Source organism: Prauserella flavalba, assembly GCF_003202235.1.
GTDB classification, from domain to species: domain Bacteria; phylum Actinomycetota; class Actinomycetes; order Mycobacteriales; family Pseudonocardiaceae; genus Prauserella_A; species Prauserella_A flavalba.
The window spans coordinates 168,235-193,201 of record NZ_MASU01000001.1 but is presented as its reverse complement, the minus strand read 5'-3'; the positions used below and the strand labels follow the sequence as shown (position 1 = coordinate 193,201).

Sequence of the window (24,967 nt, the reverse complement as noted above, 5' to 3'; positions counted from 1 at the left end):
CAGGCGTCCGGCGGTGTGCCTCGGAGCGGAGGAGGGTGCGAGCGTGAGGGTGCTCCTGGCGGGGCTGTGCACCGTCGACGTCGTTCAGCGCGTCGACGAGCTGCCGGAGCCGGGGCACAAGGTCCAGTCGCGCTCGGTCGAGACCGCCGCGGGCGGACCCGCCACCAACGCCGCCGTCACGGTCGCGGCGCTCGGCGGAGCGCCCACGCTGCTGACCGTCCTCGGTGCCCACCCGCTCGCGGAGCTGGCGCGCGCGGACCTCGCGGCGTGCGGCGTGGACGTGCTCGACGCGTTGCCCGCGCACCCGGACCCGCCAGCCGTGAGCGCCGTGGCCGTGCGCGAGCGCGACGGCGAGCGCACCGTGGTCTCGCACAACGCCGCGGCGGTGCCCGACGACCTCGGCTCCGCGCCGCTGCCGGCGACCGATGCGGTGCTGGTGGACGGCCACCACCCCGCGCTCGCGCTGGCCGCCGCCCGGTGGGGCCGGGAGAAGGGCGTGCCCGTGGTGGTGGACGCGGGCAGCTGGAAGCCCGTGTTCGCGGACGTCTTCCCGCTGGCCGACGTGGTCGCCTGCTCGGCGCACTTCCGCGCACCGGAGGGGGCGCTGCGGGACGTGCCGACGGTGATCACCACGGCGGGCCCCGAACCGGTGCGCTGGCGAAGCGGCGCCGAGTCGGGCGAGGTGGCGGTGCCCGCGGTCGAGGCGAAGGACACGCTCGGCGCGGGCGACGTGTGGCACGGCGCGCTCGTCGCAAGGGCAGGCGAGCTGCCGGTCCCCGAACTGATCGGGTTCGCCAACGAGGTGGCTGCCGAGCGGGTGCGCCACAGTGGACCGAGAAGCTGGCTGGGCCCGGTCAGGGTGAGGATGGGAGAGAGATGACGTCGTTCGACGAGTTGCTGGACAGGGCGCAGACGCTCGCCGCGAGGGACGGGCGCACGGTACTGGGCATCGCGGGAGCCCCCGCCTCCGGCAAGACGACCCTCGCGTGGCGCCTGGCCAACGCGCTCGGTGACCGTGCGACCGTGGTGGGCATGGACGGCTTCCACCTCGCGCAGGTGGAGCTCAACCGGCTCGGCCGCACCGACCGCAAGGGCGCACCGGACACCTTCGACGCCTACGGCTACGTGCACCTCATCCGCAGGCTCGCGAAGGGTGAGGAACTGGTCTACGCGCCGGAGTTCCGCCGCGAGATCGAGGAGCCGATCGCGTGCGCGGTGCCGGTGCCGCCGACCGTGCGGCTGGTGATCACCGAGGGCAACTACCTGCTGCTCGACAGCGAGCCGTGGGCGGATCTGCGGTCCCTGATCGACGACGTCTGGTACCTGCAGCCTGACGAGGACGAGCGCATCGAGCGGCTGGTGACGCGGCACCGCAAGTACGGACGGTCCCTTGTGGAGGCCCGCCAGCGCGCACTCGGCTCCGACCAGCGCAACGCGGACCTGATCGCCCCGAGCGCCGTGCGAGCCGACCTCGTGGTGCGGGACATGGAGCTACCCCACTTCGCCGTCTGAGCCCTGTGCCCCCGACGCAGTGAAGGCCACCATGCCTGCGTTCAACGCAGGCATGGTGGCCTTCACTGCAGAGCGGGAGTGCGCCCCAGCCAATTCGTCCACAGGTTGCCTGTGGACAACCGCGAGTTACCCACAGGGGTGTGGGGAAATTCCGGCCCGGCCGAGTACGACGGGGTCACGGCGACATCCCATTCCAGCCACCCGGCGAGCGGGTGCGCGGACCCCCGGCGAGAATCCTCGTGCGGGGGTGGAAGGACGACTGTGAGACATGACCAAGCTCGCGAGTGTGCACCATCTGGCTCTCACGGTCACCGACGTCGACCGCAGCGTGCCGTGGTACGTGCGGGTGCTGGAGTTCGAGGAGATCTCGCGCCGCGACGACCCCGAGAAGGGGTTGCGGAAGGTGTTGCTGCGCGCGCCCGGTGACGGCTTCTCCGTGATGCTCGTCCAGCACGCCCACGTCGAGCGGCCGCCCTTCGACGAGCGGCACACCGGGCTCGACCACGTCGCGTTCAAGGTCGGCTCGTTCGCCGAGCTGCAGCGCTGGCAGGAGCGGCTCGCCGAGTACGGCGTCACCCACACTCCCGCGACGCCGTCGCGCACCGTGCCCGGCTCGCTGGTCGTGGTGTTCCGCGACCCGGACGGCATCCAGCTGGAGGTGTGGGCGGAGCCGGAGTGACGGCTCAGGCGCTGGCCGCCTCCGTCTCGGTCTCGACCGGGCGGCGCATCTCCTGCCGGTAGCGGTACACGCCGTAGGCCGTGCCGAGCACGAAGAACGCGACACTGCCCCACACCAGTGCCGTCTTGAGCCACGGCACCACGTCGAGCAGCCCGGCGCCGTAGTAGCCCACCAGCACCAGCGTCGGCACCCACAGCACCGCACCCGCGGTGGTCGCCAGCAGGAAGCGCCGGGGGTCCATGCGCGCCGCGCCCGCGATCAGCGGGGCGAGCGTGCGCACCCACGGGATCCACCGCGCCGCGACGATCGCCAGGAAGCCCCTGCGGTTGAGGAAGGCGCGCGCCCGTTCGAGGTTGGCCTGGTTGAGCACCTTGCCGCCGCGCCGCGCGATGAACTTCGTGCCGGTCTGCCTGCCGATGTAGTAGCCGACCTGGTTGCCCACCACGGCGACCACCAGTGCCACCCCGGACAGTGCCCAGGCGTGGGCGTCCGCGTCGTGCTGCGCCAGCACCACGCCGGCCCCGAACAGCAGCGAGTCGCCGGGCAGGAAGAGGCCGACAATCAGCGCGCATTCGATGAACACGAAGCTGAGCACGATGACCCAGACGAGGAGCGGACCGGCCGTCGCGAGCCAGTCAAGCCCGACGCCCGCGGCTTCGGCGTGCACGATACCCACGCCCGGCAGCGTACGTGCCTTCTCGGTGTGCACCTAACCCGAACGGTGTCGTTCCGGTTTCCACCCGGTCACGAGCGACGTGTCGCCGGAACTCGTCAGAACTCCGGAAGCCGCTCGCCCTGCAGCGCCTGGATGTCGAGTTCCACCTTCACGGTCGTGCCGATCGCGGCCACGCCGGCCCGCACCATCGCGTTGTAGTTGATCGCGAAGTCGTCACGGCTCAGCTGCGTCTCGGCGTGGAACGCGGCCCGCACGCCGCCCCACGGGTCGGGCCCGTACCCGCCGTAGCGCAGGTCCAGCTCGATCTCGCGGCGCTGCCCGTGCAGCACCAGCTCACCGCGCAGCAGCCAGGTGTCGGCGCCGTTGCGAACCAGGTCGGTGCCCGCGAACTCGATCGCCGGGTACGTGGCCACGTCGAGGAAGTCCGCCGAACGCAGGTGGTCGTCGCGCATCTTGATGCCCGTGTCGATCGACGCGGCCTCGATCCGGGCACGCACCGACGAGCGCTCGACGGGCCGTTCCACCACGATCCGGCCCGAGAGCTCGGGAAAGCGTGCCTTGATGCTCGCGATCCCGAGGTGGCGGGCGGTCACCACCACCGACGAGTGCACGGGGTCGATCACCCACGGTCCCGGCGGCGGCAGCTCGACCGCGCCCTCCTCGGGGGCGAGTGTGACGTCGCCGATCGAGCCCGAGCCGTCGCCCGCTACCTGCGCGGTGCGGGCGACGGGCAGGTAGCCGGGTGCGGTCACCACGGCGGTGTAGACGCCGGGGGCGAGCGGCCCGGTGACCACCGCACCCTGCGCGTCCGCCGTGGCCCTCGCCGCCTGCCGCCCGCCGAGGTCGGTCACGGTCAGCACGGCGTGTGCCACCGCCCAGCCCTCGGCGGTCCGGACGGTTCCCGAGAGCCCCGCCATCAGCGACCGTGCCCCGTGAGGTCGTCGATCACCTGGTCGTAGCCGAGGCGCACGTCGTGCTCGGCCTCCCCGCCCGCGACGGTCACCCGGCTCGTCGCGGGCGGATACCCGCTCGCGACCACGGTGTAGTCGCCCTCGGGCAGGTCGCTCACCACGTAGCGGCCGGACTCGTCGGTCCTGGCCACCGCCGCGACGTTGCCGTCGGCGTCGAGCACGGTGATCCGCGCGTCGCGCACCGGCCGGTCGTCCTCGGCCAGCGCCGTGCCGCTCAACAGCACCGAGCCGGTGAGCTCGAGGTCGTGGTGCAGCACCCCGCTGTCGGGCACGGTCAGCGTCACGGCGGCGGGGCGCAGCCGCTCCCCGCTCGCGACGAGCGTGTAGGTGCCGGCGCTGACCCCGGTGAACGCGTAGGTTCCGTCGGCCTGCGTGCCGCACGCACCGGTGACCTCGCCGCGCGAGTCGGCGAGCGTCACGGTCGCGTTCGCCAGCGGCGTGCCGGTGCCCGCTGCCCGCACCACGCCGGTGACCTCACCGGAGCCGGTCAGCGTGATGTCGACGCGCGTCGGGGCTCCCGTGCCGCCGACGACGACGCTCGACGCCTGCGGCTGGTGGCCGCCCGCCGACACGATCAGCACGTAGGTGCCTGCGTCGGGAGCGCCGATGGTGTAGCCGCCGTCGGCCTGGCCGGTGCCCCGCGCGACCTGCCTGCCCCGCTGGTCGATCAGCGTGAGCGCGGCGCCCGCGACAGACGAGCCGTCCTGCCTGCGGATGTGCCCGGTGACGGGCAGCCCCGGCGTCTCCACCGCGCTGCCGAAGCCCGTCGACGCCACGATCGGCGCCGTGGCGCCGCGCAGCTCGGCGTGACCGTTCTCGTCGGCCCGCGAGTGCCTGCCTGCCGCGACCAGCTCGGGCTCGCGGTCGAGCGCCTCGTCGGCGTCGGCGAGCGCCGCCTCGCGCTGTGCCTCAGGGACGGCGGCGGCGTTGTCGGTGTCGAGCAGCGCCTCGCCGCCCTCCATCGCCGCGGCCTTCGGTGCGCTGTCGGCCAGCGGGATCTCCTTCATGAACAGCAGCACGAGGAACGCGAGCGCGGCCACGCCCGCGCCGATGTAGAACACCAGGTTGATCGAGTCGGTGAAGCCGATGAAGAACGGCCTCGCCTGCTCGATCGGGAGCTGCTGGAGGAACGACGAGTCGCTCATGATGTCGTTGCCGGCGGCGTTCATGGCCGACGGCGTGACGCCGGCCGCGCGGAAGGCGTCGGCGATGTTGTCGTTGAGGGTGCTGAACAGCACCGACAGGAACACCGCGACACCCAGCGTGCCGCCGATCTGGCGGAAGAACGTCGCCGAGGCGGTGGACACGCCCATGTCGCGGCGCGGGCCCGCGTTCTGCACGGCGATGATCAGGGTCTGCATGCAGCCACCGAGGCCGAGGCCGATCACGGCCATGTAGACCATCGGCTGCCAGATCGGGCTGTCCCACTCCACCTGCGCGAACAGCAGCATGCCCGCCGTCATCAGCGCGGTGCCGACGACCGGGAAGATCTTGTAGCGGCCCGTGCGCGAGGTCAGCTGGCCCGACGTGACCGAGCCCGTCATGACGCCGACCATCAGCGGCAGCGACAGCAGACCGGCCTCGGTCGGCGTGTAGCCCTGCACGATCTGCAGGTACTGCGGGATCAGCATGATCGAGCCGAACATGGCGACACCGACGATCACGCCGCCCGCGATCGCGACGGTGAACGTCGAGTTGCGGAACAGGCGCAGCGGGATCAGCGCCTCGTCCTTCATCACGTGCTCGACGAACAGAAACAGCACGAGCCCGACCGCGCCGATGCCGTAGCAGACCACGGCACGCGTGGAGCCCCAGCCCCATTCGCGGCCCTGCTCGGCGATGAGCAGCAGCGGCACGAGGCAGATCACCAGCGCGAGGCCGCCCCACCAGTCGATGCGGTGCTGCTGGCGCTGGTGCGGCACGTTCAGCACCTTCGCCACCACGAACAGCGCGATGATGCCCAGCGGCACGTTGACGAGGAACACCCAGCGCCAGCCCGTGATCCCGGCGAACGAGTCGAGCCCGGCGAGGAACCCGCCCAGCACGGGGCCGAGCACCGTCGACGTGCCGAACACCGCGAGGAAGAAGCCCTGGTAGCGGGCGCGCTGCCGGGGCGGCACGATGTCGCCGAGGATGGTCAGCGCGAGCGACATCAGACCACCGGCGCCGAGGCCCTGCACGGCGCGGAACGCCGCGAGCTGGTACATCGACTGCGCGAACGTCGCCGCCACCGAACCGATCACGAAGATCGAGATCGCCGCGAGGTAGAACGGCTTGCGGCCGTAGATGTCGGAGAGCTTGCCGTAGATCGGCGTGGCGATTGTCGCGGTGATCAGGTACGCCGTGGTGATCCAGGCCTGGAGGCTCAGGCCGTTCAGGTCGTCGGCGATCGTGCGGATGGACGTGCCGACGATGGTCTGGTCCAGTGCGGCCAGGAACATCCCGGTCATCAGTCCGATGAGGATGACGACGATCTGGCGGTGGGTCAGGTTGGGTCCGGCGTCCGGATCCGCGCCTGGCGCCGCTGTCTGCTGGGCGGCGGATGTCATGCGTTGTCCCCCTCGGTGGTGCTGAACTGCTGTGGATCGAAGTTCTCGATGCCCGTGTTGAGCCGGTCGATGAGCCGCGTGAGTGTGCGCCGCTCCTCGTCGGGCCAGTCGGCGAGCAGCGTGGCGAGCCAGTGGCCGCGGAGCCTGCGGTTCTCCTCGAACACCCGTAGCCCCTCGTCGGTGGGCGCCAGCAGGCAGGCGCGGCCGTCCTCGGGGTCGGCGGTGCGCTCGACGAGGCCGTGCTGGACGAGCGAGCTGCTCTGCCTGCTGATCGTGGAGATGTCGGAGTGCAACGACTCGGCGAGCCGGCTCGTGCGCTGCGGTCCGTCGTGGACGAGCGTGAACAGGATCGCGTAGGCGGCTCGCTCAATGCCGTCCGGGCCCCGCTTCGCGACCTGCGACTTCGCCCGTGCCATCGCCCGCATGAACCGGACCAGCTGTGCGCCCAGCTCGTCGGCGACGGCGAGTTCGGCCTCGGTCGGCTGGGCGGTGTCCTGGGATGCAGGAGCCATGAGCAGGTCTTTCGTCTCGGATGTCTTGTTTGCGTCGTGCAACTAGTTGCCTCAAGCAAGAATGTCCCCGCGGCGTGGCTTCGTGCAACCCGATTACCCGGGGCTGTGCTCCACGCCACCGGGCCTGTCACCCGCCCGTGTGAGCGGAATGCCGGGCGACCTGGTCGCGTTCCGCGGTCATGAGCCGAGATCCCCTGCGCGCGCTACTCACCGAGCGGCCCTTCGGCGTGCTGGTCACGCTCAAACGCGACGGACGCCCTCAGCTGTCCAACGTCAACCACCACTACGACCCCGAGCGGGACCTCCTGCGCGTCTCGATCACCGAAGGCAGGGCCAAGACCAAGAACCTCCGCCGCGACCCGAGGGCGAGCTACCACGTGTCGAGCGCCGACGGCTGGTCCTACGCCGTCGCCGAGGGCGTCGCCGAACTGTCGGCGGTGGCGAAGGACGAGCACGACGACGCCGTGGAGGAGCTGATCGACCTCTACCGCGCGATCAGGGGCGAGCACCCGGACTGGGCCGAGTACCGCACCGCGATGGTGGCCGACCAGCGCCTCGTCCTGCGGTTGCGGGTGGACCGCGTCTACGGGATGGCGCGCTAGCGTTGGCGGCATGACACTGCTGTCGACGTTGCGCGAGGAGCTCGGTGCCGACGCCGTGCTCACCGATCCGGACGTGACCGCCGCCTACTCCAGGGACGAGATGCCGCTGGCCCCCGCAGGGGTTCCGCTCGCGGTGGTGCTGCCGTCGGACGTCGCTGGGGTGCGGGCGACCGTGCGAGCCTGTGCGGAGGCGGGGGTTCCGATCGTGCCGCGCGGCGCGGGCAGCGGCATCTGCGGCGGCGCGAACGCGATCGAGGGCTGCGTGGTGCTCGTGACCACCAAGCTCGACGAGATACTGGAGATCGACGCCGACAACCGGCTCGCCGTGGTCCAGCCCGGCGTGGTGAACCTGCACCTGCGCGACGCCGTCGCCAAGCACGGCCTGTTCTACCCTCCCGATCCCTCCAGCTACGACTGGTGCACGATCGGCGGCAACCTCGCCACCAACGCGGGCGGGCTGTGCTGCGTGAAGTACGGCGTCACCGCCGACTCCGTGCTCGGGCTCGAGGTCGTGCTCGCCGACGGCTCGCTGCTGCGCACCGGCCGCCGCACGGTGAAGGGCGTCGCGGGCTACGACCTCACCAAGCTCTTCGTCGGCAGCGAGGGCACCCTCGGCGTCATCACGCAGGCCACCCTCGCCCTGCGGCCGCTACCGCAGGCGCCGGGCACGCTCGTCGCCGCGTTCTCCTCCACCAGGGACGCCGGTGCCGCGGTGAGCCGGATCGTGCGCGAGGGGCTCGTGCCCTCGCTCATGGAGATCATGGACGCCGCCACGATCGCGGCCGTCGAGAACCACCTCAACACCGACCTCGGCGCGGGCTCCCGCTCCGGAGCGCTGCTGCTGTGCCAGTCCGACGCCGGTGGAGAGGTGGCGCACCGGGAGCTGGCGGCGTTGCAGCAGGTGTGCGCCGACGCCGGCGCGGAGATGACGCACGCGACCGAGGACCTCGCCGAGGGCAACCTGCTGATGCAGGCCCGCCGTTCGGTGCACTACGCGCTGGCCGCGCTGGGCGCCAACATGACCGACGACGTGTGCGTGCCCCGCACGCGCATCGCCGACCTCATCGAGGGCTGCGAGCGAATCAGCGAGGAGGTGGGCCTGCGCATCGCCGTCTGCGGGCACGCCGGCGACGGGAACATGCACCCCACGGTGGTCTACGACGCGGCGGCCGAGGGCGAGTTCGACCGGGCGCGCAAGGCGTTCGACGCGATCCTCGACCTCGGCCTGGCGCTCGGCGGCACGGTGACCGGCGAGCACGGTGTCGGCAAGTTCAAGCAGGACTGGCTCGAACGCGAGATCGGCCCCGTCGGCCTGCGCGTGCACCGGCAGCTCAAGCGGGCACTCGACCCGGACGGCCTGTTCAACCCCGGGTCGATGTTCTCCCTGGAGTGAGCGTCAGTTCTCGGTCGGCGTGCGCTTCTCGCGGCGCGCCTTGAGGTACTCGAAGACGATCGGCAGCACCGACACCAGCACGATCAGCAGGAAGATCGCGTCGACGTTGTCGCGGATGAACGCGATGTTGCCCAGCAGCGAGCCGAGCACGATGAGCCCGGCGGCCCACAGGATGCCGCCGAGGACCGTGTAGGTGAAGTACTTCTTCGGGTCCATGCGGCCGATGCCGCCCAGCCACGTGATGAACGTGCGCACGAACGGCACGAACCGGGCCAGCACGATCGCCTTGGGGCCGTGCTTCTCCAGGAACGCGTGCGTCTTGTCGACGTACTCCTGTTTGAAGAACCGCGAGTCCGGCCGGTTGAACAGCTTCGGCCCGACCTTCCAGCCGATGCCGTAGCCGACGACGTTGCCGATGATCGCCGCGACGGTGGCGAGAACGCAGACCAGCCACAGCGGCACGTCGAGGCTGCCGTTCGCGACGAACAGACCGGCCGTGAACAGCAGCGAGTCGCCCGGCAGCACCGGGAAGACACTGCTCTCCGCGAACAGGATCAGGCACAGCACGGCGACCACCGCGGGCCCGATGCCCGAGAGCAGGTGCTCCGGATTGAGCCAGTCGGGCATGATCGACATCTGGGCCGGTGTCTGCGCGAGAATCACGCAGGACAAGGTACAGGGTCGCCGAGACCGCCCACATGAGCCTTAGTGCCCGCGTTCACAAGAGCGTGAGCAGGCCGATCACACATCCCGAGGCAAGGCCGAGCAACAACGTCAGTAGCAAGATCCAGTACAGCGACAGCGGTTCCGGCTGTCTCGCCCTCGGCGGTGCGGGGACGGGGGCGGGGTGCGCGAGCGCGTCCAGCGCGGCCCGTTCGCGTTCGAGCGACCCCTCACCGGCTCCGGAGAGCAGGCCGTACCCTCCGGGCGTCTCGACGACGGGAGGCGGCTCCCGCCGGGGAGTGCTCGGCTTCGCCGGCGGCGCGTTGCGCGCCTGCGCGCGCAGCGCCTCGGCGAGCAGGCGCTCGGGGTCGTCACTCATCACCGTTCAGGGTAGTGCTGCTGGAACAGCGGGCCGAAGCGTTCGGTGAGCCAGTCGCTGAGTGCGCGGCTCATCGACTTGGCGAGAAACGCCGTCACCACCGACTGCGCGAGCGGCCTCAGCCTGCTCGCCTGCTGGGTGAGCTGTGGCATCTCGTCGCCGCTGGGGGTCCAGCCCGTGTCGCGGCCCGGCACCACGTGCTCGTCGACCATCCGCAGGAACATCGCGGCGAGCTGGTCGGTGTGCCGCCGCACCTGCTCGGCGATCTCCAGCAGCGCCGTCAGCGGCACACCCGCGGCGAGCAGCTCCCTTCCCGCGTGCAGCAGCCGGGGGCTCCGCACGAGCACATGAGCGGCTCCGTCGTGGGTGAACAGGCCCAGCCGCACGAGCCTCGCGATCACCTCGGTGTCGACGCCGTGGTGGCTGAACTCGGCGAGCAGGTCGGCCAGCGCGATCCGCTCGGTCGGCTCGTCGCTCCACGGCAGCGACAGCACCTGTTCCAGGCCGAGGAGGTCCTCCAGGTCGCGGCCCGACTGCCACGTGGTGAGCAGCTCGCGGATCTGCGCGAACGTGTAGCCGCGCTTGAGCAGCCCGAGGATCACCCGCAGCCGGGCCAGGTGCGCGTCTGAGTAGAGCGCGACGCGGCCTCGTCGCTCGGGTGGAGGAAGCAGCTCGCGGTCCTGGTACACCCGTACGTTTCCGACTGTCGTGCCCGCGAGGCGGGCGAGCTCGTCGACGCGGTACTCCGCCACCCAGGAGAGTCTAGTGGTCGCTGGGAGTTACCCATTCGCCGCGGCGCAATACCCCCATTGGGCAAAGATCATCACCGAGAAGTACCAGGTCGGCCTGCAGGCCGCGACACAGCCGGCCGGTGCGGTCCGCGATGCCGAGCAGCTCGGCCGGTCTACTCGCGGTAGCACGCACCGCGTCGGTGACGCTCAGCCCCGCGCCGTGCACGAGGTTGCGGAAGGCGGCGTCCATCGTGAGCGTGCTGCCGGCGAGCGCGCCGTTGCCCGCGAGCGTCGCGACGCCGCCGCGCACGTCGACGGCGAGCCTGCCGAGCGAGTAGGTGCCGTCTGCGGCGTCCGTCGCCGACATCGCGTCGGTGACGAGCACGGTCCGGTCCCGGCCCGCGTGCCGCGCGGCCAGCCGCACCACCGTGGGATGCACGTGGACGAGGTCGCAGATGAGCTCCACGGTCACCCGCTCGTCGTCGAGCAGCACCCCGACCGGGCCGGGTTCCCGGTGGTGCAGCGGCCGCATACCGTTGAAGAGGTGGGTCGCCACCGTCGCACCGGCGTCCACGGCGGGCCGGATCTGCTCCTCGGTGCCGTCGGTGTGCCCGATCGCCGCGATCACGCCCGACTCGGCGAGCTGGCGCACTGCCTTGATGCCGCCGGTCAGCTCGGGTGCGAGCGTGACCATGCGGACGTGACCCCTGCCGGCGTCGAGCAGCGAGTCGACCGCGCTGGTGTCGGGCTCGCGCAGTGCGGCGGGGTCGTGCGCGCCGCAGCGGGCCTGCGCGATGAACGGACCCTCCAGGTGCACGCCTGCCAGTTCGCCGTCCTCGACCAGTTCCGACAGTGCCGCGAGCTGGTCGGTGAGCACGCCCAGCTGGTCGGAGACCAGGCTCGCCAGCATGGTCGTGGTGCCGTGCCGCCGGTGGGCCGCGATCGCCCTGGCCGCCTCGGCGGGGTCGGCGGTGGAGAACGACGCACCGCCACCACCGTGGCAGTGCGTGTCGACGAAGCCGGGCACGACGAGCGCTCCGCCGACGTCGACGTGCCTGCCTTCGGGAGGCGTGCCCGTGCCCAGCTCGGCGATCCGGCCTGCCGAGACGGCGAGCCAGCCGTCGTCGAGTACGCCGTCGGGGCAGGCCAGCCGCCCGCCGGTGAGCACGAAGTCGTCGGAGCCGTTCACGACCACATCATATTGGTCCAGACCAGAATGTCGGCAACTCACGAAATATCGAGGCTACCTTGTTATTCAGTTTCTACCGTCGTGCATCGCCCGCTGGAGAGCCTCCAGTGCCCGGCTCGCCGTGGACTTGACGGTGCCCTTGGAGATGCCCGCCGCCTCGGAGATCTCCGCTTCCGACAGTCCGCCGTAGTAGCGCAGCACCAGCACTTCCCGTTGGCGGGGCGGAAGCTTCGACAGCGCGTTGACGACGGCCTGGTGCTCGGTCGACAGCATCGCGAGGCTCTCGGCCGAGCGCGCGTTCACGGCGTGCGGGGGCACGTACTCGCGCGCGGTCTTGCGCCTGCGCAGCACGCTGCGCGACCCGTTCACCACGGCCGTGCGCAGGTAGCCGACGGCGGCCGCGGCGTCGCGGAGCTTGCCCCAGTTGCGGTGCAGACCGGTGAAGGCCTCCTGCACCACGTCCTCGGCGGTCGCGGGCTCGTCGACGAGCAGGATGGCGAGGCGCACCAGCCGCATCCGGTGCTGGCGGTAGAGGTCCTCGAGTGTCAGTGGGCCCGAGGGCTGGGCTTTGGGCAAGGGAGCGTCCAGCGTGCGCAGGTGACCGAGCGTCTGCTCGACACTGCTCTCGACGTTTCTCCCTGCTGCTGCGGCGTTGCGCTGGCGCATGGGCTCGGCGCTGCCCTGCATCGAAACCTGCCCATCCCTCGACGGCGTTCTCCAGCTCCGTGGAGCACGAAACTGACGCGCACTCAGCGTATCGGGTGGAACTGGCATTACCCAGCGTTCTCAGATGACCGTCAGGTACCGATACGGTGCGCAAGCTACGCACAACGCTAGATCATCGGGAGGACGCAGTGGCCTGGTTCCTGGTCGAAATCGAGTACGTGCCGGAGAAGTTCGCCGAGGTCCGGCCGCGGCACCGCGACTTCCTGGTGTCGCTCGCCGAGCAGGGGGTCGTCGCGATCGCGGGCCCGGTGGACGACGACAAGGGCGGGCTGGCCCTGTACCAGGCCGAGAACCGCGAGGAGCTGCAGAAGCTGATCGACCAGGACCCGTACCACCTCGAAGGCGCGATCGCGCAGCGTAAGGTCCGCGAGTTCAAACCGGTGATCGGCGCCTGGCTCCCGGCCTCCTGAACAGCCCCCAAGGCCACCTTTGTTGCGTTGAACGCAACAAAGGTGGCCTTGGGGAGCGTTGGGGTGGTTACTGGGCGTGAACGATGACGCCGCGGACGTTCTTGCCGTCACGCAGGTCCTGGTAGCCCTCGTTGACCTGCTCCAGGGTGTACTTCGTCGTCACGAGCTCGTCGAGCTTGAGCTTGCCCGCGTCGTAGAGGCGCAGGAGCTTGACGATGTCGTACTGCGGGTTGGCCGAGCCGAACAGCGTGCCCTTGATCGTCTTCTCGAACAGCGTCAGCACACCGCCCGAGACGTGCACGGTCAGCTTCTCCGGGTTCGCCAGCCCCGTGATCACCACGGTGCCGCCCTTGCCGACGGCGTTGAACGCGTCGGTCACCACCTGCTCGTCAACGGTGCCCACCGTGATCAGCGCCTGGTCGGCCATCTGGCCCCAGGTCAGCTCGGCGATCTTCTCGGCGGCCTCGCCCGCCGACGCGAACGCGTGGGTCGCGCCGAGCTTCAGCGCGCTCTCGCGCTTGAACTCCACCGGGTCCACCACCACGACGTTCTTGGCACCCGCGTGCGCCGCGCCCTGCACGGCGTTGATGCCGATGCCGCCGATGCCGTAGATGACCGTGGTGTCGCCCGCGCGTACCCCGCCCGCGTAGTTCGCGGTCGCCCATCCGGTCGGGACACCGCAGCCCACCAGCACCGCCGTCTCCAGCGGCAGCCACTCGTCGACCTTCACCACCGAGTGCTGCGAGATCGTCGCCCGCTCGGAGAACGTGCCGAGCATGCACATCGCGCCGAAGTCCTGGCCGCCGGAGTGGAAGCGGAACGACCCGTCCGGCATGTGCCCGTCGAGGATCGTCGCGCCCATGTCGCACAGGTTCGAGCGGCCCGTCGCACAGTAGCGGCACGTGCCACAGTTCGGGATGAAGCTGCACACCACGTGGTCGCCGGGCTGGACCTTGGTGACGCCGGGGCCGACCTCCTCGATGATGCCCGCGCCCTCGTGGCCGCCGATGATCGGGAACCGGGGCGCCAGGTCACCGTCGATCAGGTGCAGGTCGGAGTGGCACAGACCGGCGGCCGTGTACTTGATCAGCACCTCGCCCGGGCCGGGGCCGTCCAGGTCGAGTTCGAGGATCTCGAAGGGCTTGCCAGCGTCGAACAGTACCGCTGCCTTCGTCTTCACAGCTGTCTCCTCACGTGCGCCGTTGCTACGTCGTGCCGTGATTGTCGAACGGCTCGGCCACGCGCGAGTGTGCAAATCCTGCACACCTGGAGTGCTAGCCGCTGATGCGCAGCGCCCGCATCCGGTTGTAGAGGGTGGAGCGGCTGATGCCGAGCTGCTTCGCCGCGTGCACCTTGTTGCCGCCGACGGCGGCGAGCGCCTTGGTGATCGCGTCGTGCTCGGCCTGTTCCCAGCCGGTGAGCTGGGGCGATGCGGCGCTCACCTGGCAGCTCGGCGCGAGGTCCCTCGCCGTGATGTCGCCGGCGGAGCGGCTCTGGGCGGCCTCCTCCAGCACGGTCTCCAGCTCGCGGAGGTTGCCCGGCCACGGCTGCGCGGCGAGCAGTTCGAGTGCGCCCGCGGTGAGCCGCAGCGACGTGCCGCCGCGGACCCCGCCGAGCAGGGTCCTGGCGAGCGCGGGGATGTCGGCGCGCCGTTCGCGCAGCGGGGGCAGCTCGACCCGCCGGTGCACGCGTGCGGCGAGTGCGGCGTGCTCGTCGCGTAGTTCGGCGAGCGGTCCGCTGGTGAGCACGAACCACGCGGGCGAGGTGTCCAGCAGCCGGGCGAGCCGTGCCGCGAGGACGGCGGGCAGCAGATGCACGTCCTGTACCGCGACGAGTCCGGGATGCCCTGCCGCGAGCTCCTCCAGCCGGGTGCACCACGCCGCCTCGCCCAGCACGGGCACGTCGGCGGCGTCGAGCCTCGCCAGTGGTTCCGCGCCAGCGAGCACGGCGGTCGCCGCGGTGCGCCCGGTGCCCGGCTCGCCCGCCACGAGCACCCGGCGACGCGCGAGCGAGCTGCGGCGGAGCCGGTCCTCGGCGTCGGCGGGCAGCACGCCGCCGAGCGCGCGCCTGCGCACGTGGGCCGGGTATGTCGGCCGCAGCGGGGCCAGTTCGAACAGCATCCCGGCGTTGACCGAAACCGCCTCCATCCGCACCTCGACCTCGGTGCCGGAGGACAGCCGCAGCCTGCGCACGCCGCGCCGCGTCCGGCTGACCTCGCGCAGGAGCGCGTGGTCGCAGGCGTCGACGAGATCCACGGCCGTGCTGTTGGCGAGCACCACGTCCTCGCCGAGCGCGAGCACCGCCGACGAGCGGTGCTGGGCGGCCTGGAACGCGGCGAGCAGCCGCTGCTGGGCCTGGTTGGAGCCGTCGAGCAGGCGCTGCTCGATGTCGGCGACGGCGTGCGCGAGGAACGGACCGAGCAGCGGGTTGGTGTCCTCGACCAGGCCGGTGATGTCGAGCACGCCCTCCAGGCGCTTGGTGGCGGGGTGGACGATCGGGTGGCCGTAGCAGGTGAACTGCTTGAATGCCTCCAGGTAGTGCTCGTCGCCGTGCACGGCGACGCCCCTGCGCACCTCGTATGGGGTCGCGATCGAGTTGGTGCCGCTGGTCTCCTCGGTGAACTGGCAGCCGGGCACGGCGCTGACGCTGTCGAGCACCCGCTCCACGGAGCGCTTGCCGAAGCGTCTGGCCACGATGCGGGAGTCGCGGTCGGCGAGCACCACGCACAGCCGTGTGTCGTCGAGGTGCCTGGCGATCTCGTCGAGGACAGGAGTGGCCGCCCGCAGCAGTCTGCTGCTGGTGTCGATGTCGCGAACTTCCAGCCGGTCGGCGGGACTGCTCGGCTTCAGCCCGGAGAGCTCGGCCCGCCGCCACGACTGAGCGATCTCCAGTCGTAGCTCCACAGCGCACTCCTCGTCGAGTGATCCACGCCATCATCGCAGCCGGAGCGCGCGGGAACCAGGGCCGAAGAGGTCAGTACACCCCGCCGAGCTTCGTGTGGTCCCAGCTGACGACCTTGGTCGGCGTCAGCAGCAGGCCGACCCGCTTGGGAGCCTGCAGTGCGACGCCGGCCTTCAGCTCGGCGGAGGCCGGCGGCTCGTCGCTGTAGCGCAGCAGCAGCTCCGTGCCGATCGCCGCCACCGCGTCGGTGTCCTCGATCAGCTCCACGTCGCATTCCATCGAGACGCCGCGCAGCTTCTCGTAGGAGTCGCCGGACTCGACGAGCACCGTCGCCTGCGGCAGCCGCAGCAGGTTGGCGACCTTCTGCGACTTGCGGTAGGTCCAGGTGGCCACGGCCTCGCCCCTCGGGACGTACCAGAGCGGGGCGAGGTGCGGCCTGCCGTTCGGGCTCATCGTCGCGACGTTGATGACCTTCTGTTCGGCGAGGTAGGCGACTACCTCGTCCGTGGTCATCCTGATCTGTTCGCGCCGGGACATTCGTCTCGCTTCCTACTTCGTCGCGGCTCGGCCGCCGTGACCGGTGACGGCGGCCTCGCGGGCGCCGCGGCTGGCGATGTCCTCCAGCGCGGCCCGGTCGGCGGCGGGCACCCTGCTCCGGGCGCCGAGTTCCACGATCGGCGGCAGGAACGCGCGGATCAACTTCAGCCCGCCGACCCACCTCGGCACGTGGATGGTCCTGGCCCGCCGCTTCACGCCGGCCTCGATGCAGTCGAGCGCGACGTCGAGCGGGTAGGTCTTGCCGATCAGGCCGGGCATACCCGCCCGCAGCCTCCCGAACACGGGGTGGGAGTCGGCGCTCTCCACGAGGTCGGTCCTGATCCACGTCGGGTGTGCGACGCCGACCTTGACGCCGAGGTGGGCGACCTCGGCGCGCAGGCTGTTGCAGAACGCCTCGACACCGGCCTTGGCGGCGGCGTAGTTGGCCATGCCGGGCGCGTGCGTGATCGCGGCGAGCGACGAGATCGCCAGCAGGTAGCCCTTGCGCTCGATCACGTGCGGCATGGTGACGCGGAACGTGCGCCACACACCGAGCAGGTCGACCTCGATCACCTTCTCGAACGCGGCCGGGTCCACCGAGCGCACGAAGCCCGTCGTGGCGATGCCGGCGTTGGCGATGACGATGTCGATGCCGCCGAAGTGGTCGACGACCCCCTTGGTGGCCTGCTCCAGTGCGTCCCAGCTCGTGACGTCGGCTTCCCAGGACTTGGCGGCGGGGCCGATGCGGTCGGCGACCTTCTGCTGCTCGTCGGCCTCGAGGCCGACGAGGGCCACCTTCGCGCCGTCCGCGGCCAGCCGCTCGGCGAGCCCTGCGCCGATCCCGCGTGCGGCCCCGGTGATGAGCACGACTCTGTTCTTGACGGAGCGGGACAGGAACGCCATTGGTGCCTCCTCGGGTGGGTCTGAAGGCACGGTACCTCAACTTACTCGGAGTAGGCTACTGGTCGGTAGAAGCGCTGAGGGCCGCCAGCTCGCTCTCCGTGAGGCGCAGCCGCGTCGAGGCGAGCAGGTCGGCGAGCTGGGAAGTGTCGCGGGCACTCGCGATCGGCGCGGCGACGGTCGGTTGCGCGGCGAGCCAGGCCAGTGCGACGGCGGTGACCGACGTCGAGTGGGCCTCGGCCACCTCGTCGAGCGCGGCGAGTGCCCGCTCGCCGCGTGCGTCCAGATAGGCCAGCGCGCCGGTGCTGCGGGGGCTGTCCACCGACGCGTCGCGCGACCGGTACTTCCCGGTGAGGAAACCCTTGGCCAGCGCGTAGTACGGCAGTGTCGCCAGGCCCTCCTCCCGCACCAGCGGGGCGAGGTCGCGTTCGTAGCCGCGCTCCACGAGGTTGTAGTGCGGCTGCACCGCGACGAACCGCGCGAGGCCGTTCGCAGCCGAGACGGCCAGCGCCTCGCGCAGCCGCTCGGCGGTGAAGTTCGAGGCGCCCAGGTAACGCACCTTGCCCTCGCGCACCAGCGCGTCGAACGCCATGAGCGTCTCCTCCAGCGGCACGTCGGCGACATCGCGGTGGGCGTAGTAGAGGTCGAGGTGATCGGTGCCGAGGCGGCGCAGCGAGTCCTCGGCCGCCTCCTTGATGTTCTTCGCCGAGAGCCCGGGCCTGCGCTCCCAGCTGCCGACCTTGGTGGCGATCACGACGTCGTCGCGGCGGCCCCTGCGCGCGAGCCATCGGCCGATGATCGTCTCGGACTCGCCGCCCGAGTTGCCCTCGACCCTGGCCATGTAGACATCGGCGGTGTCGACGAAGTTGCCGCCCGCCGCGGTGTAGGCGTCGAGCACCTCGAACGACGTCGCCTCGTCCGCCGTCCAGCCGAACACGTTGCCGCCGAGGTTCAGCGGGAATACCTCGATCTCACCAATCTTGCCCATGATCGGAACATAACCGCCGCGATCGGGTGTTGGGTGGGTACATGGCTGTGAAACTGGGAAGGTACGGAATCTGGCGGGGCGCCGCGGGGCTCACTCCCGAGCTGGCCGCCGAGGTGGAGAAGCTCGGTTACGGCGCGATCTGGATCGGTGGGTCGCCGCCCGCTGACCTCGCACTCGCCGAGAGTCTGCTCGACGCGACCAGCACGATCGCCGTGGCCACCGGCATCGTCAACATGTGGACCGCCGACGCGAAGACCGTGGGCGCCTCCTACCACCGAATCGCCGCGAAGCACCCGGACCGGTTTCTCCTCGGCGTCGGCATCGGCCACCCCGAGGCGACCGCCGAGTACCAGAAGCCCTACGACAAGATCGTCTCCTACCTCGACGAGCTGGACGAGGCCGGAGTCCCGGTTGAAGGCCGCGCCCTCGCCGCGCTCGGCCCGAAGGTGCTCAAGCTCTCCGCCGAGCGCACGGCTGGCGCGCACCCGTACCTGACCACACCGGAGCACACGCGGCAGGCCCGCGAGCTCCTCGGCCCCGACGCGCTCCTGGCGCCCGAGCACAAGGTGGTGCTCGAGACCGACGCGGCGCGGGCCCGGGAGATCGCCCGCCCTCCGATCAACATGCCGTACCTCAACCTGCGCAACTACGTGAGCAACCTGCGCAGGCTCGGCTGGGAGGAGTCGGAGATCGCCGACGGCGGCAGCGACCGGCTCATCGACGCGCTCGGCCTGCACGGGGACGCGCAGACCATCGCGCGCGGGCTGAACGCGCACCTGGAGGCCGGCGCCGACCACGTCTGCCTCCACAACCTGCCCGACGACGCCAACCCGCTCCCGACGTACCGAGCTCTCGCCGAAGCCCTCTTCTGATCTGCAGTGAAGGCCACCTTCACTGCGTTGAACGCAGTGAAGGTGGCCTTCACTGCAGTCTGCCGCGCCTACCGGGGCGGGCTCGTAGGATGCGGGGCAAAAGGACACCGTCGAGGAGGACAACGATGCCCATCGCCACACCCGAGGTCTATGCCGAGATGCTGGACCGGGCCAAGGCGAACGAGTTCGCGTACCCGGCCATCAACGTGACCTCGTCGGAGACGTTGAACGCGGCCATCCGCGGCTTCGCGGAGGCGGAGAGCGACGGGATCATCCAGTTCTCCACCGGCGGCGCCGAGTTCGCGTCGGGCCAGGCCGTCAAGGACATGGTCACCGGAGCCACCGCGCTCGCCGAGTTCGCCCACGTCGTCGCCGCGAAGTACCCGATCAACGTCGCGCTGCACACCGACCACTGCCCCAAGGACAAGCTCGACGGCTTCGTCCGGCCGCTCATCGAGATCTCGCAGGAGCGCGTGAACCGGGGCGAGAACCCGCTCTTCCAGTCCCACATGTGGGACGGCTCCGCCATCGACCTCGACGAGAACCTGACCATCGCCGCGGAACTGCTGCGGAAGGCCGCCGCCGCGAAGATCATCCTCGAGGTCGAGATCGGCGTCGTCGGGGGCGAGGAGGACGGCGTCTCCAACGAGATCAACGAGAAGCTCTACACCGCCGAGGGCGACTTCGTGAAGACCGTCGACGCGCTGGGCTCCGGCGACAAGGGCCGCTACCTGCTCGCCGCGACGTTCGGCAACGTCCACGGCGCCTACAAGCCGGGTGCCGTGCAGCTGCGGCCCGACGTGCTCAAGCGCGGCCAGCAGGTCGCGGCCGAGAAGCTCGGCCTGCCCGAGGGCTCCAAGCCGTTCGAGCTGGTCTTCCACGGCGGCTCGGGCTCGCTGCTCGAGGAGATCCACGAGGCGGTGTCCTACGGCGTCGTGAAAATGAACGTCGACACCGACACCCAGTACGCGTTCTCCCGGCCCATCGCCGACCACTTCTTCAAGAACTACGACGGCGTGCTAAAGGTGGACGGCGAGGTCGGCAACAAGAAGACCTACGACCCGCGCAGCTACCTCAAGGCCGCCGAAGGCTCGATGGCCAAGCGCGTTGTCGAGGCCGCCGAGAACCTCAAGTCAGCGGGCAAGAAGCTCTGACCTTCCCCGCCGGGCCGCCGCGAACCAGATCGTGGCCACGCCCACCAGCACGATCGGCGCCGTCCAGTACGCACTGGGCGGCGCCGATTCCGTGAGCGCGTCGCCCAGCAGCCACGGCCGCAGCTGCGACTGCAGCCACAGCGCGCCGTAGCCGACCCCCGTCACGAGCAAGGCGCCCACGGCGAAACGTGCTCTCGCGGCGCGGAAAGCCAGGTCCACGGCCAAGCCCACGAACACCAGGTAGAACGGCACCGTCGAGGTCGGGAAGTCGCCGGCCAGCAGGAGCGGCCAGCTGATGGCCCGGTAGGCGACGTAGGCGCACGCGACGGTCGTCGCGGTCCACGCCCTGCCCACCGTGTGCCTTGCCGCGGCGAGGATCAGCGCCATCACGCCGATGCCCCACAGCGGGTACACCCAGTCCTCGATCGGCAGCGCGAAGTGGATCACGGCCTCGCGGTCGACGGAGCGGCCGATGTCCTCGGCGGCGAACTGCAGCAGGGTCGGCTCCGCGTACGGCTCGCCGCGTTCCCACGAACGCAGCTCGAGGATGCCGTACTCCTGCTGACCGTTGGGGAAGAACGTGTTCTCCAGGAAGAACGCCCACAGCGCGGTGAGCACCACGGCCCTGGTCCTGCCGGGAGGCGACACCCGCAGCCAGCCCGCGATCACGCCGGCGAGCATCACACCGGTGCCCAGGTAGAGCAGGCCGTGCGTCGCGCTCCACGCCGTGAGGTCGAGCCCGCTGACGCGGTGGTTGATCACGTCGAGCGGCGCCGCGATCAGGAACATCACCAGCCCCGCCTGCATCAGGCGCAGCGAGCGCCGGTCGCACGCGAGGCCGGTGTAGGTGTGGATCACCACGAGCACGCAGACGATCACTGTGCCCACGGTGTTGATCAGATGCGGCGGGGCCAGGTCGTCGCGCAGCCACTTGAAGTGCCACGACATGTCCCACGAGGCGCCGATGACCTTGAAGGCGAACGCCGTGAGCCACATGCCGTAGGAGAACCGGACGACCCATTCGGGGGTCGGCGTGCCGGGAGCACCCCGCTGCCAGTGCCGCTGGAAGAACAGCACGGTCTTGGCGATCGGGCTTCGTGGGAGGCCGGATTCGCGCTGGTCGGGCAGAGCCGCCGCGTTTGTCACCCGTGCATCATGCCGGGTGGTCTCTGCCACTGACAGCGCTACGCCCGAAATTCAGGTGTCACCCCTAAGGGGCAACACGATGTGGTGACGGCGGCATGCGGCAGAGTGGGGGCATGATGCCGAAACGACTCGTGGCCGCGGTGCTCGTCGCGGCACTGGTGCTGGCCGGGAGCGGCCTGGTGGTGAGCGTCTTCCTCTGACGGCAGGGTGATGCAGAATGGCCGCATGACACACGGCAACCTCCTCGAACCGCCCGCCACGAAGCTCCCGGAGCGTCCCGACGCGCAGGCGGCGCTGGACGCGGGAACGGACCCGGCGGAGGTCGCTGCGGAGCACCCGGACTTCAGCGAGGCGTGGGCCGCGCTGGCCGAGAAGGCGCTGGCCGACGGCGAGATCGTCGCCGCGTACGCCTATGCGCGCACCGGCTACCACCGTGGTCTCGACCAGCTCCGCCGCGCGGGCTGGAAGGGCTTCGGCCCGGTGCCGTGGGACCACCGTCCCAACCAGGGCTTCCTGCGTGCGCTCGCGGTGCTCGCGAAGGCCGCGGGCCGCATCGGCGAGACCGACGAGTACGACCGCTGCACGAAGTTCCTCGCCGATTCCGACCCGGCCGCCGCGAAAGCCACCGGCCTGGCCGACTGACCCCCCGACTGTCCCCCAAGGCCACCTTTGTTGCGTTGAGCGCAACAAAGGTGGCCTTGGGGGCCGATACGAAGGTGGGTCAGCAGGCGTCGAGCATTTCCGTGAGGGCTGCCTTTTCGGCATCGTCCACCGTCAGCTCCCATTTGTGCTTGACGGTGATCCACATGCTCGCGTAGGTGCACCAGTAGTCCTGTGCCGGCGGCTTCCACTCGTCCGGCGACTGGTCGCCCTTCTCCTGGTTGACGTTGTCGGTGACGGCGATCAGCTGTGGCGCCGAGAGGTCGTTGGCGAACTGCTCGCGCCGGTCCGTCGTCCAGTCGGCGGCACCGCTGCGCCACGCCGCCGCGAGCGGTACCACGTGGTCGATGTCCACGTCGGCGGGCTCGCTCCAGGTCGCCCCGTCGTAGGGGCTTTCCCAGCTGCCCGATGTCGGGTAGCAGTCGGAGCCGGTTTCGACGCCGGTGCCGTCGCGCCTGAGCACGGCCTCGCGCGTGTTGCAGGAGTCGCCCTGGTCGCTCCAGTGCGGGAACAGCTCGCGGTCGTAGCCGTCCATCGGGCCGTCGGCCGCGACGGTCAGCTCGCCGAGCTGCGCGCGGGCGGTCGCCTCGTCGGGGATGCCGGGCGGCTCGGCGCCTGCGACACCCCCGCTCAGGGGCATCGTCAGCGCGAGGGCGGAACCCACTGCGATCAGGCCACGACGGAAAGTGCGGGGAACAGACACCTTCGCCACCTCACTGAGTAGTTGGATACTTTCCGACTGTGACCCAGAGAAGTGACGGGATCAACACTTTCGCGTTAACGCGCGACAATGACCAGACGTAAGTCGTGGGTATGCCGGTACCAGGTCCACCGCTCCATCGGCCTCGGGTACGGCACACCGTCCGACACCGGCACCGAGGGGGCGCCGCCCAGCTGGAACGCCCTCGCCGGAAATCGCTGCCTCCGCTTGAGGAGCCTGCCGCGCGTGACGGTGGCCACCAAGCCGGGCCCTTCGAGGTCGGGACGGACGACGATCGAGCCGGCCTCACCGCGAAGGGCGACCGTGTCGTCGCAGTACGCGACCCCGCGGGGGTTACGTACGACACCTTCGCCGAGCAACACGCCGCCTGCGTCGTCACGGATCAGCGGCACCGGCCGGTCGAAACCGGTCAGCGCGAGGTCGAGCGCGTGCCTGCGATCGGTCGGCAGCCCCCACCGCGCGGCCACCGCCGAGTCGGCGTCGGCGGGAACGTAGCCGACCGTGGTGGTGTCGAGCTTTTCCTTGCGCAGCAAGCGAAGGACGACAGCCGCGAGGTCGGCGTCCGAGCCGGCGACCACAAGCTCGGAGGCCAGCAGCGGGTCCACCTCCGCCTTGCCCGGCCGTGCCGGAAGTGCCTCGGTCCTGACCCCCTCCGGCGCGGTGAACCACTCCCCGGCTCGCCCGCAAACCAGCACCAGTCCCCGCACGTGAAACTCCTCGGTTAGGCTCATGCACCGGCATTTCCAGCGCCATCTTGTCCTGCCCTCGAATACCAGGAGTGTCACATGCCGGCCATCGTGCTCATCGGTGCCCAATGGGGCGACGAAGGCAAGGGCAAGGCCACCGACCTGCTCGGTGACCGGGTCCAGTGGGTGGTCCGCTACCAGGGCGGTAACAACGCGGGCCACACCGTCGTGCTCCCCGACGGGCAGGACTTCGCGCTCCACCTCATCCCGTCCGGCATCCTCACGCCGGGCGTCACCAACGTGATCGGCAACGGCGTGGTCGTCGACCCCGGCGTGCTGCTCGACGAGCTCGCGGGTCTGGAGGAGCGCGGCGTCGACACCGAGCGCCTGCTGATCTCCGCCGACGCGCACTTGATCATGCCGTACCACGTGGCAATCGATAAGGTCACCGAGCGTTACCTCGGCGCCAAGAAGATCGGCACCACCGGCCGCGGCATCGGGCCCTGCTACCAGGACAAGGTCGCCCGCGTCGGCGTGCGCGTGCAGGACCTGCTCGACGAGAAGATCCTGCGGCAGAAGGTCGAGGCCGCACTGGAGTTCAAGAACCAGGTGCTGGTCAAGGTCTACAACCGCAAGGCGCTCGACCCGGACGAGGTCACCGACCTGGTGCTCTCCCAGGGCGAGAAGTTCGCCCACCGCATCGCCGACGCCCGCCTGCAGCTCAACAAGGCGCTCGAGCGCGGGGAGACGGTGCTGCTGGAGGGCTCGCAGGGCACGCTGCTCGACGTCGACCACGGCACGTACCCGTTCGTCACGTCGTCCAACCCGACCTCGGGCGGCGCGAGCGCGGGCTCCGGCATCGGGCCCGGCCGCATCACCACCGTGCTCGGCATTCTCAAGGCGTACACGACGCGCGTCGGCTCCGGCCCGTTCCCGACCGAGTTGCACGACGAGGCCGGGGAGAACCTGCGCAAGGCGGGCGGCGAGTTCGGCGTCACCACGGGCCGCTCGCGGCGCACCGGCTGGTTCGACGCCGTGATCGGCCGCTACGCGGTGCGCGTCAACGGCATCACCGACTACTTCCTCACCAAGCTCGACGTGCTCTCCGGCCTGGAGAAGGTGCCGGTGTGCGTGGCCTACGAGGTGGACGGCTTCCGCACCGAGGACATGCCGATGACGCAGACCGACGTGCACCACGCCGTGCCGATCTACGAGGAGCTGCCCGGCTGGTGGGAGGACATCAGCCAGTGCCGCTCGTTCGAGGAGCTGCCCGCCAACGCGCGCGCGTACGTCGAGCGCATCGAGGAGCTCGTCGGCGCCCGCATCTCGGCGATCGGCGTCGGGCCCGGGCGTGAGCAGACGATCGTGCGGCACGAGTTCGTCTAGAAAACTCGGTTGACCTGGAGTGCG

Annotated in this window: 27 protein-coding genes; 10 read left to right on the top strand and 17 right to left on the bottom strand. The window is 70.5% G+C overall.

Going from position 1 to position 24,967, the window contains the following annotated elements; all coding sequences use genetic code 11:
• Positions 1 to 43: 43 nt before the first annotated feature.
• The 3 genes from BA062_RS01025 to BA062_RS01015 all read left to right on the top strand — a co-directional run bounded on the left by BA062_RS01025 (position 44) and on the right by BA062_RS01015 (position 2,191).
• Positions 44 to 880, top strand: coding sequence for a PfkB family carbohydrate kinase (locus BA062_RS01025; RefSeq protein WP_110334103.1), 837 nt, complete (start codon positions 44 to 46; stop codon positions 878 to 880).
• Positions 877 to 1,512: a nucleoside/nucleotide kinase family protein gene (locus tag BA062_RS01020; protein ID WP_110334102.1), complete on the top strand. Its 636-nt coding sequence runs from the start codon at positions 877 to 879 to the stop codon at positions 1,510 to 1,512. Before BA062_RS01025 ends, BA062_RS01020 begins: the two co-directional genes overlap by 4 nt.
• 268 nt (positions 1,513 to 1,780) lie before the next feature.
• The gene (locus tag BA062_RS01015) at positions 1,781 to 2,191 is read left to right on the top strand and encodes a VOC family protein (protein WP_110334101.1); all 411 of its coding nucleotides are present in this window, start codon (positions 1,781 to 1,783) and stop codon (positions 2,189 to 2,191) included.
• Between the two features lie 4 nt (positions 2,192 to 2,195).
• Here BA062_RS01015 and BA062_RS01010 read toward each other — a convergent pair whose 3' ends face one another.
• The 4 genes from BA062_RS01010 to BA062_RS00995 all read right to left on the bottom strand — a co-directional run bounded on the left by BA062_RS01010 (position 2,196) and on the right by BA062_RS00995 (position 6,899).
• Positions 2,196 to 2,867, bottom strand: a complete 672-nt coding sequence (locus BA062_RS01010) for a DedA family protein (RefSeq protein WP_110334329.1) — start codon at positions 2,865 to 2,867, stop codon at positions 2,196 to 2,198.
• Positions 2,868 to 2,962: 95 nt separating this feature from the next.
• Complete coding sequence (locus tag BA062_RS01005; RefSeq protein WP_110334100.1) at positions 2,963 to 3,784, bottom strand: YceI family protein; 822 nt, start codon at positions 3,782 to 3,784, stop codon at positions 2,963 to 2,965.
• Entirely contained in the window at positions 3,784 to 6,387 is a 2,604-nt protein-coding gene (locus BA062_RS01000; protein ID WP_110334099.1) for an MFS transporter, read from the bottom strand. Before BA062_RS01000 ends, BA062_RS01005 begins: the two co-directional genes overlap by 1 nt.
• Entirely contained in the window at positions 6,384 to 6,899 is a 516-nt protein-coding gene (locus BA062_RS00995; protein WP_110334098.1) for a MarR family winged helix-turn-helix transcriptional regulator, read from the bottom strand. The genes BA062_RS01000 and BA062_RS00995 overlap by 4 nt, the downstream gene beginning before the upstream one ends.
• 179 nt (positions 6,900 to 7,078) lie before the next feature.
• On the opposite strand from BA062_RS00995, the gene BA062_RS00990 reads away from it, so the two are divergent.
• Both BA062_RS00990 and BA062_RS00985 read left to right on the top strand, forming a co-directional pair.
• On the top strand, positions 7,079 to 7,501 hold the full coding sequence (locus BA062_RS00990) for a PPOX class F420-dependent oxidoreductase (protein WP_110334097.1): 423 nt from the start codon (positions 7,079 to 7,081) through the stop codon (positions 7,499 to 7,501).
• A 10-nt stretch (positions 7,502 to 7,511) separates the two neighbouring features.
• A complete protein-coding gene (locus BA062_RS00985) occupies positions 7,512 to 8,894 on the top strand; it encodes an FAD-binding oxidoreductase (RefSeq protein ID WP_110334096.1) in 1,383 nt (460 codons plus the stop codon).
• A 3-nt stretch (positions 8,895 to 8,897) separates the two neighbouring features.
• On the opposite strand, the gene BA062_RS00980 is transcribed toward BA062_RS00985, so the two are convergent.
• From BA062_RS00980 to BA062_RS00960, 5 genes are all read right to left on the bottom strand, one after another.
• The gene (locus BA062_RS00980; protein WP_110334095.1) at positions 8,898 to 9,557 is read right to left on the bottom strand and encodes a DedA family protein; all 660 of its coding nucleotides are present in this window, start codon (positions 9,555 to 9,557) and stop codon (positions 8,898 to 8,900) included.
• Between the two features lie 55 nt (positions 9,558 to 9,612).
• The gene (locus BA062_RS00975) at positions 9,613 to 9,936 is read right to left on the bottom strand and encodes a hypothetical protein (RefSeq protein ID WP_110334094.1); all 324 of its coding nucleotides are present in this window, start codon (positions 9,934 to 9,936) and stop codon (positions 9,613 to 9,615) included.
• The gene (locus BA062_RS00970; RefSeq protein WP_110334093.1) at positions 9,936 to 10,688 is read right to left on the bottom strand and encodes a MerR family transcriptional regulator; all 753 of its coding nucleotides are present in this window, start codon (positions 10,686 to 10,688) and stop codon (positions 9,936 to 9,938) included. The genes BA062_RS00975 and BA062_RS00970 overlap by 1 nt, the downstream gene beginning before the upstream one ends.
• A 10-nt stretch (positions 10,689 to 10,698) precedes the next feature.
• Entirely contained in the window at positions 10,699 to 11,835 is a 1,137-nt protein-coding gene (gene nagA / locus BA062_RS00965) for an N-acetylglucosamine-6-phosphate deacetylase (RefSeq protein ID WP_110334328.1), read from the bottom strand.
• An 87-nt stretch (positions 11,836 to 11,922) separates the two neighbouring features.
• Positions 11,923 to 12,543, bottom strand: a complete 621-nt coding sequence (locus BA062_RS00960; RefSeq protein WP_110334092.1) for a SigE family RNA polymerase sigma factor — start codon at positions 12,541 to 12,543, stop codon at positions 11,923 to 11,925.
• 167 nt (positions 12,544 to 12,710) lie between these two features.
• Here BA062_RS00960 and BA062_RS00955 point away from each other — a divergent pair, with 167 nt between their 5' ends.
• The gene (locus BA062_RS00955) at positions 12,711 to 12,992 is read left to right on the top strand and encodes a YciI family protein (RefSeq protein WP_110334091.1); all 282 of its coding nucleotides are present in this window, start codon (positions 12,711 to 12,713) and stop codon (positions 12,990 to 12,992) included.
• A 67-nt stretch (positions 12,993 to 13,059) separates the two neighbouring features.
• Here BA062_RS00955 and BA062_RS00950 read toward each other — a convergent pair whose 3' ends face one another.
• The 5 genes from BA062_RS00950 to BA062_RS00930 form a co-directional block, all read right to left on the bottom strand.
• Positions 13,060 to 14,172 carry an NDMA-dependent alcohol dehydrogenase gene (locus BA062_RS00950; RefSeq protein WP_110334090.1) on the bottom strand — a complete coding sequence of 371 codons (1,113 nt, stop codon included), beginning with the start codon at positions 14,170 to 14,172 and terminating at the stop codon, positions 13,060 to 13,062.
• A gap of 94 nt (positions 14,173 to 14,266) precedes the next feature.
• The gene (locus BA062_RS00945; protein WP_110334089.1) at positions 14,267 to 15,895 is read right to left on the bottom strand and encodes a sigma-54-dependent Fis family transcriptional regulator; all 1,629 of its coding nucleotides are present in this window, start codon (positions 15,893 to 15,895) and stop codon (positions 14,267 to 14,269) included.
• A 70-nt stretch (positions 15,896 to 15,965) separates the two neighbouring features.
• Positions 15,966 to 16,430: a pyridoxamine 5'-phosphate oxidase family protein gene (locus BA062_RS00940; RefSeq protein ID WP_110334088.1), complete on the bottom strand. Its 465-nt coding sequence runs from the start codon at positions 16,428 to 16,430 to the stop codon at positions 15,966 to 15,968.
• A 12-nt stretch (positions 16,431 to 16,442) separates the two neighbouring features.
• Entirely contained in the window at positions 16,443 to 17,333 is an 891-nt protein-coding gene (locus tag BA062_RS00935; RefSeq protein WP_110334087.1) for an SDR family oxidoreductase, read from the bottom strand.
• Positions 17,334 to 17,388: 55 nt separating this feature from the next.
• Entirely contained in the window at positions 17,389 to 18,318 is a 930-nt protein-coding gene (locus BA062_RS00930; protein WP_110334086.1) for an aldo/keto reductase, read from the bottom strand.
• Positions 18,319 to 18,359: 41 nt separating this feature from the next.
• Between BA062_RS00930 and BA062_RS00925 the strand changes: the two genes are divergently transcribed.
• Together BA062_RS00925 and fbaA are read left to right on the top strand one after the other, a co-directional pair.
• Positions 18,360 to 19,190 (top strand): LLM class F420-dependent oxidoreductase, encoded by an 831-nt coding sequence (locus tag BA062_RS00925; protein WP_110334085.1) that lies wholly within the window; start codon positions 18,360 to 18,362, stop codon positions 19,188 to 19,190.
• Positions 19,191 to 19,315: 125 nt separating this feature from the next.
• The gene (fbaA, locus tag BA062_RS00920; RefSeq protein ID WP_110334084.1) at positions 19,316 to 20,344 is read left to right on the top strand and encodes a class II fructose-bisphosphate aldolase; all 1,029 of its coding nucleotides are present in this window, start codon (positions 19,316 to 19,318) and stop codon (positions 20,342 to 20,344) included.
• Here the strand turns inward: fbaA and BA062_RS00915 are convergent.
• Positions 20,324 to 21,490, bottom strand: a complete 1,167-nt coding sequence (locus BA062_RS00915) for a hypothetical protein (protein WP_245959618.1) — start codon at positions 21,488 to 21,490, stop codon at positions 20,324 to 20,326. The two genes, fbaA and BA062_RS00915, sit on opposite strands and share 21 nt — an antisense overlap.
• 225 nt (positions 21,491 to 21,715) lie before the next feature.
• Here BA062_RS00915 and BA062_RS00910 point away from each other — a divergent pair, with 225 nt between their 5' ends.
• Complete coding sequence (locus BA062_RS00910; protein WP_110334083.1) at positions 21,716 to 22,132, top strand: DUF3151 domain-containing protein; 417 nt, start codon at positions 21,716 to 21,718, stop codon at positions 22,130 to 22,132.
• 79 nt (positions 22,133 to 22,211) lie between these two features.
• Here BA062_RS00910 and BA062_RS00905 read toward each other — a convergent pair whose 3' ends face one another.
• Together BA062_RS00905 and BA062_RS00900 are read right to left on the bottom strand one after the other, a co-directional pair.
• On the bottom strand, positions 22,212 to 22,790 hold the full coding sequence (locus BA062_RS00905; RefSeq protein ID WP_110334326.1) for an HNH endonuclease family protein: 579 nt from the start codon (positions 22,788 to 22,790) through the stop codon (positions 22,212 to 22,214).
• Between the two features lie 137 nt (positions 22,791 to 22,927).
• On the bottom strand, positions 22,928 to 23,578 hold the full coding sequence (locus tag BA062_RS00900; RefSeq protein WP_391360708.1) for a hypothetical protein: 651 nt from the start codon (positions 23,576 to 23,578) through the stop codon (positions 22,928 to 22,930).
• 78 nt (positions 23,579 to 23,656) lie between these two features.
• Here BA062_RS00900 and BA062_RS00895 point away from each other — a divergent pair, with 78 nt between their 5' ends.
• Positions 23,657 to 24,943 carry an adenylosuccinate synthase gene (locus tag BA062_RS00895; RefSeq protein WP_110334082.1) on the top strand — a complete coding sequence of 429 codons (1,287 nt, stop codon included), beginning with the start codon at positions 23,657 to 23,659 and terminating at the stop codon, positions 24,941 to 24,943.
• Positions 24,944 to 24,967 lie beyond the last annotated feature (24 nt).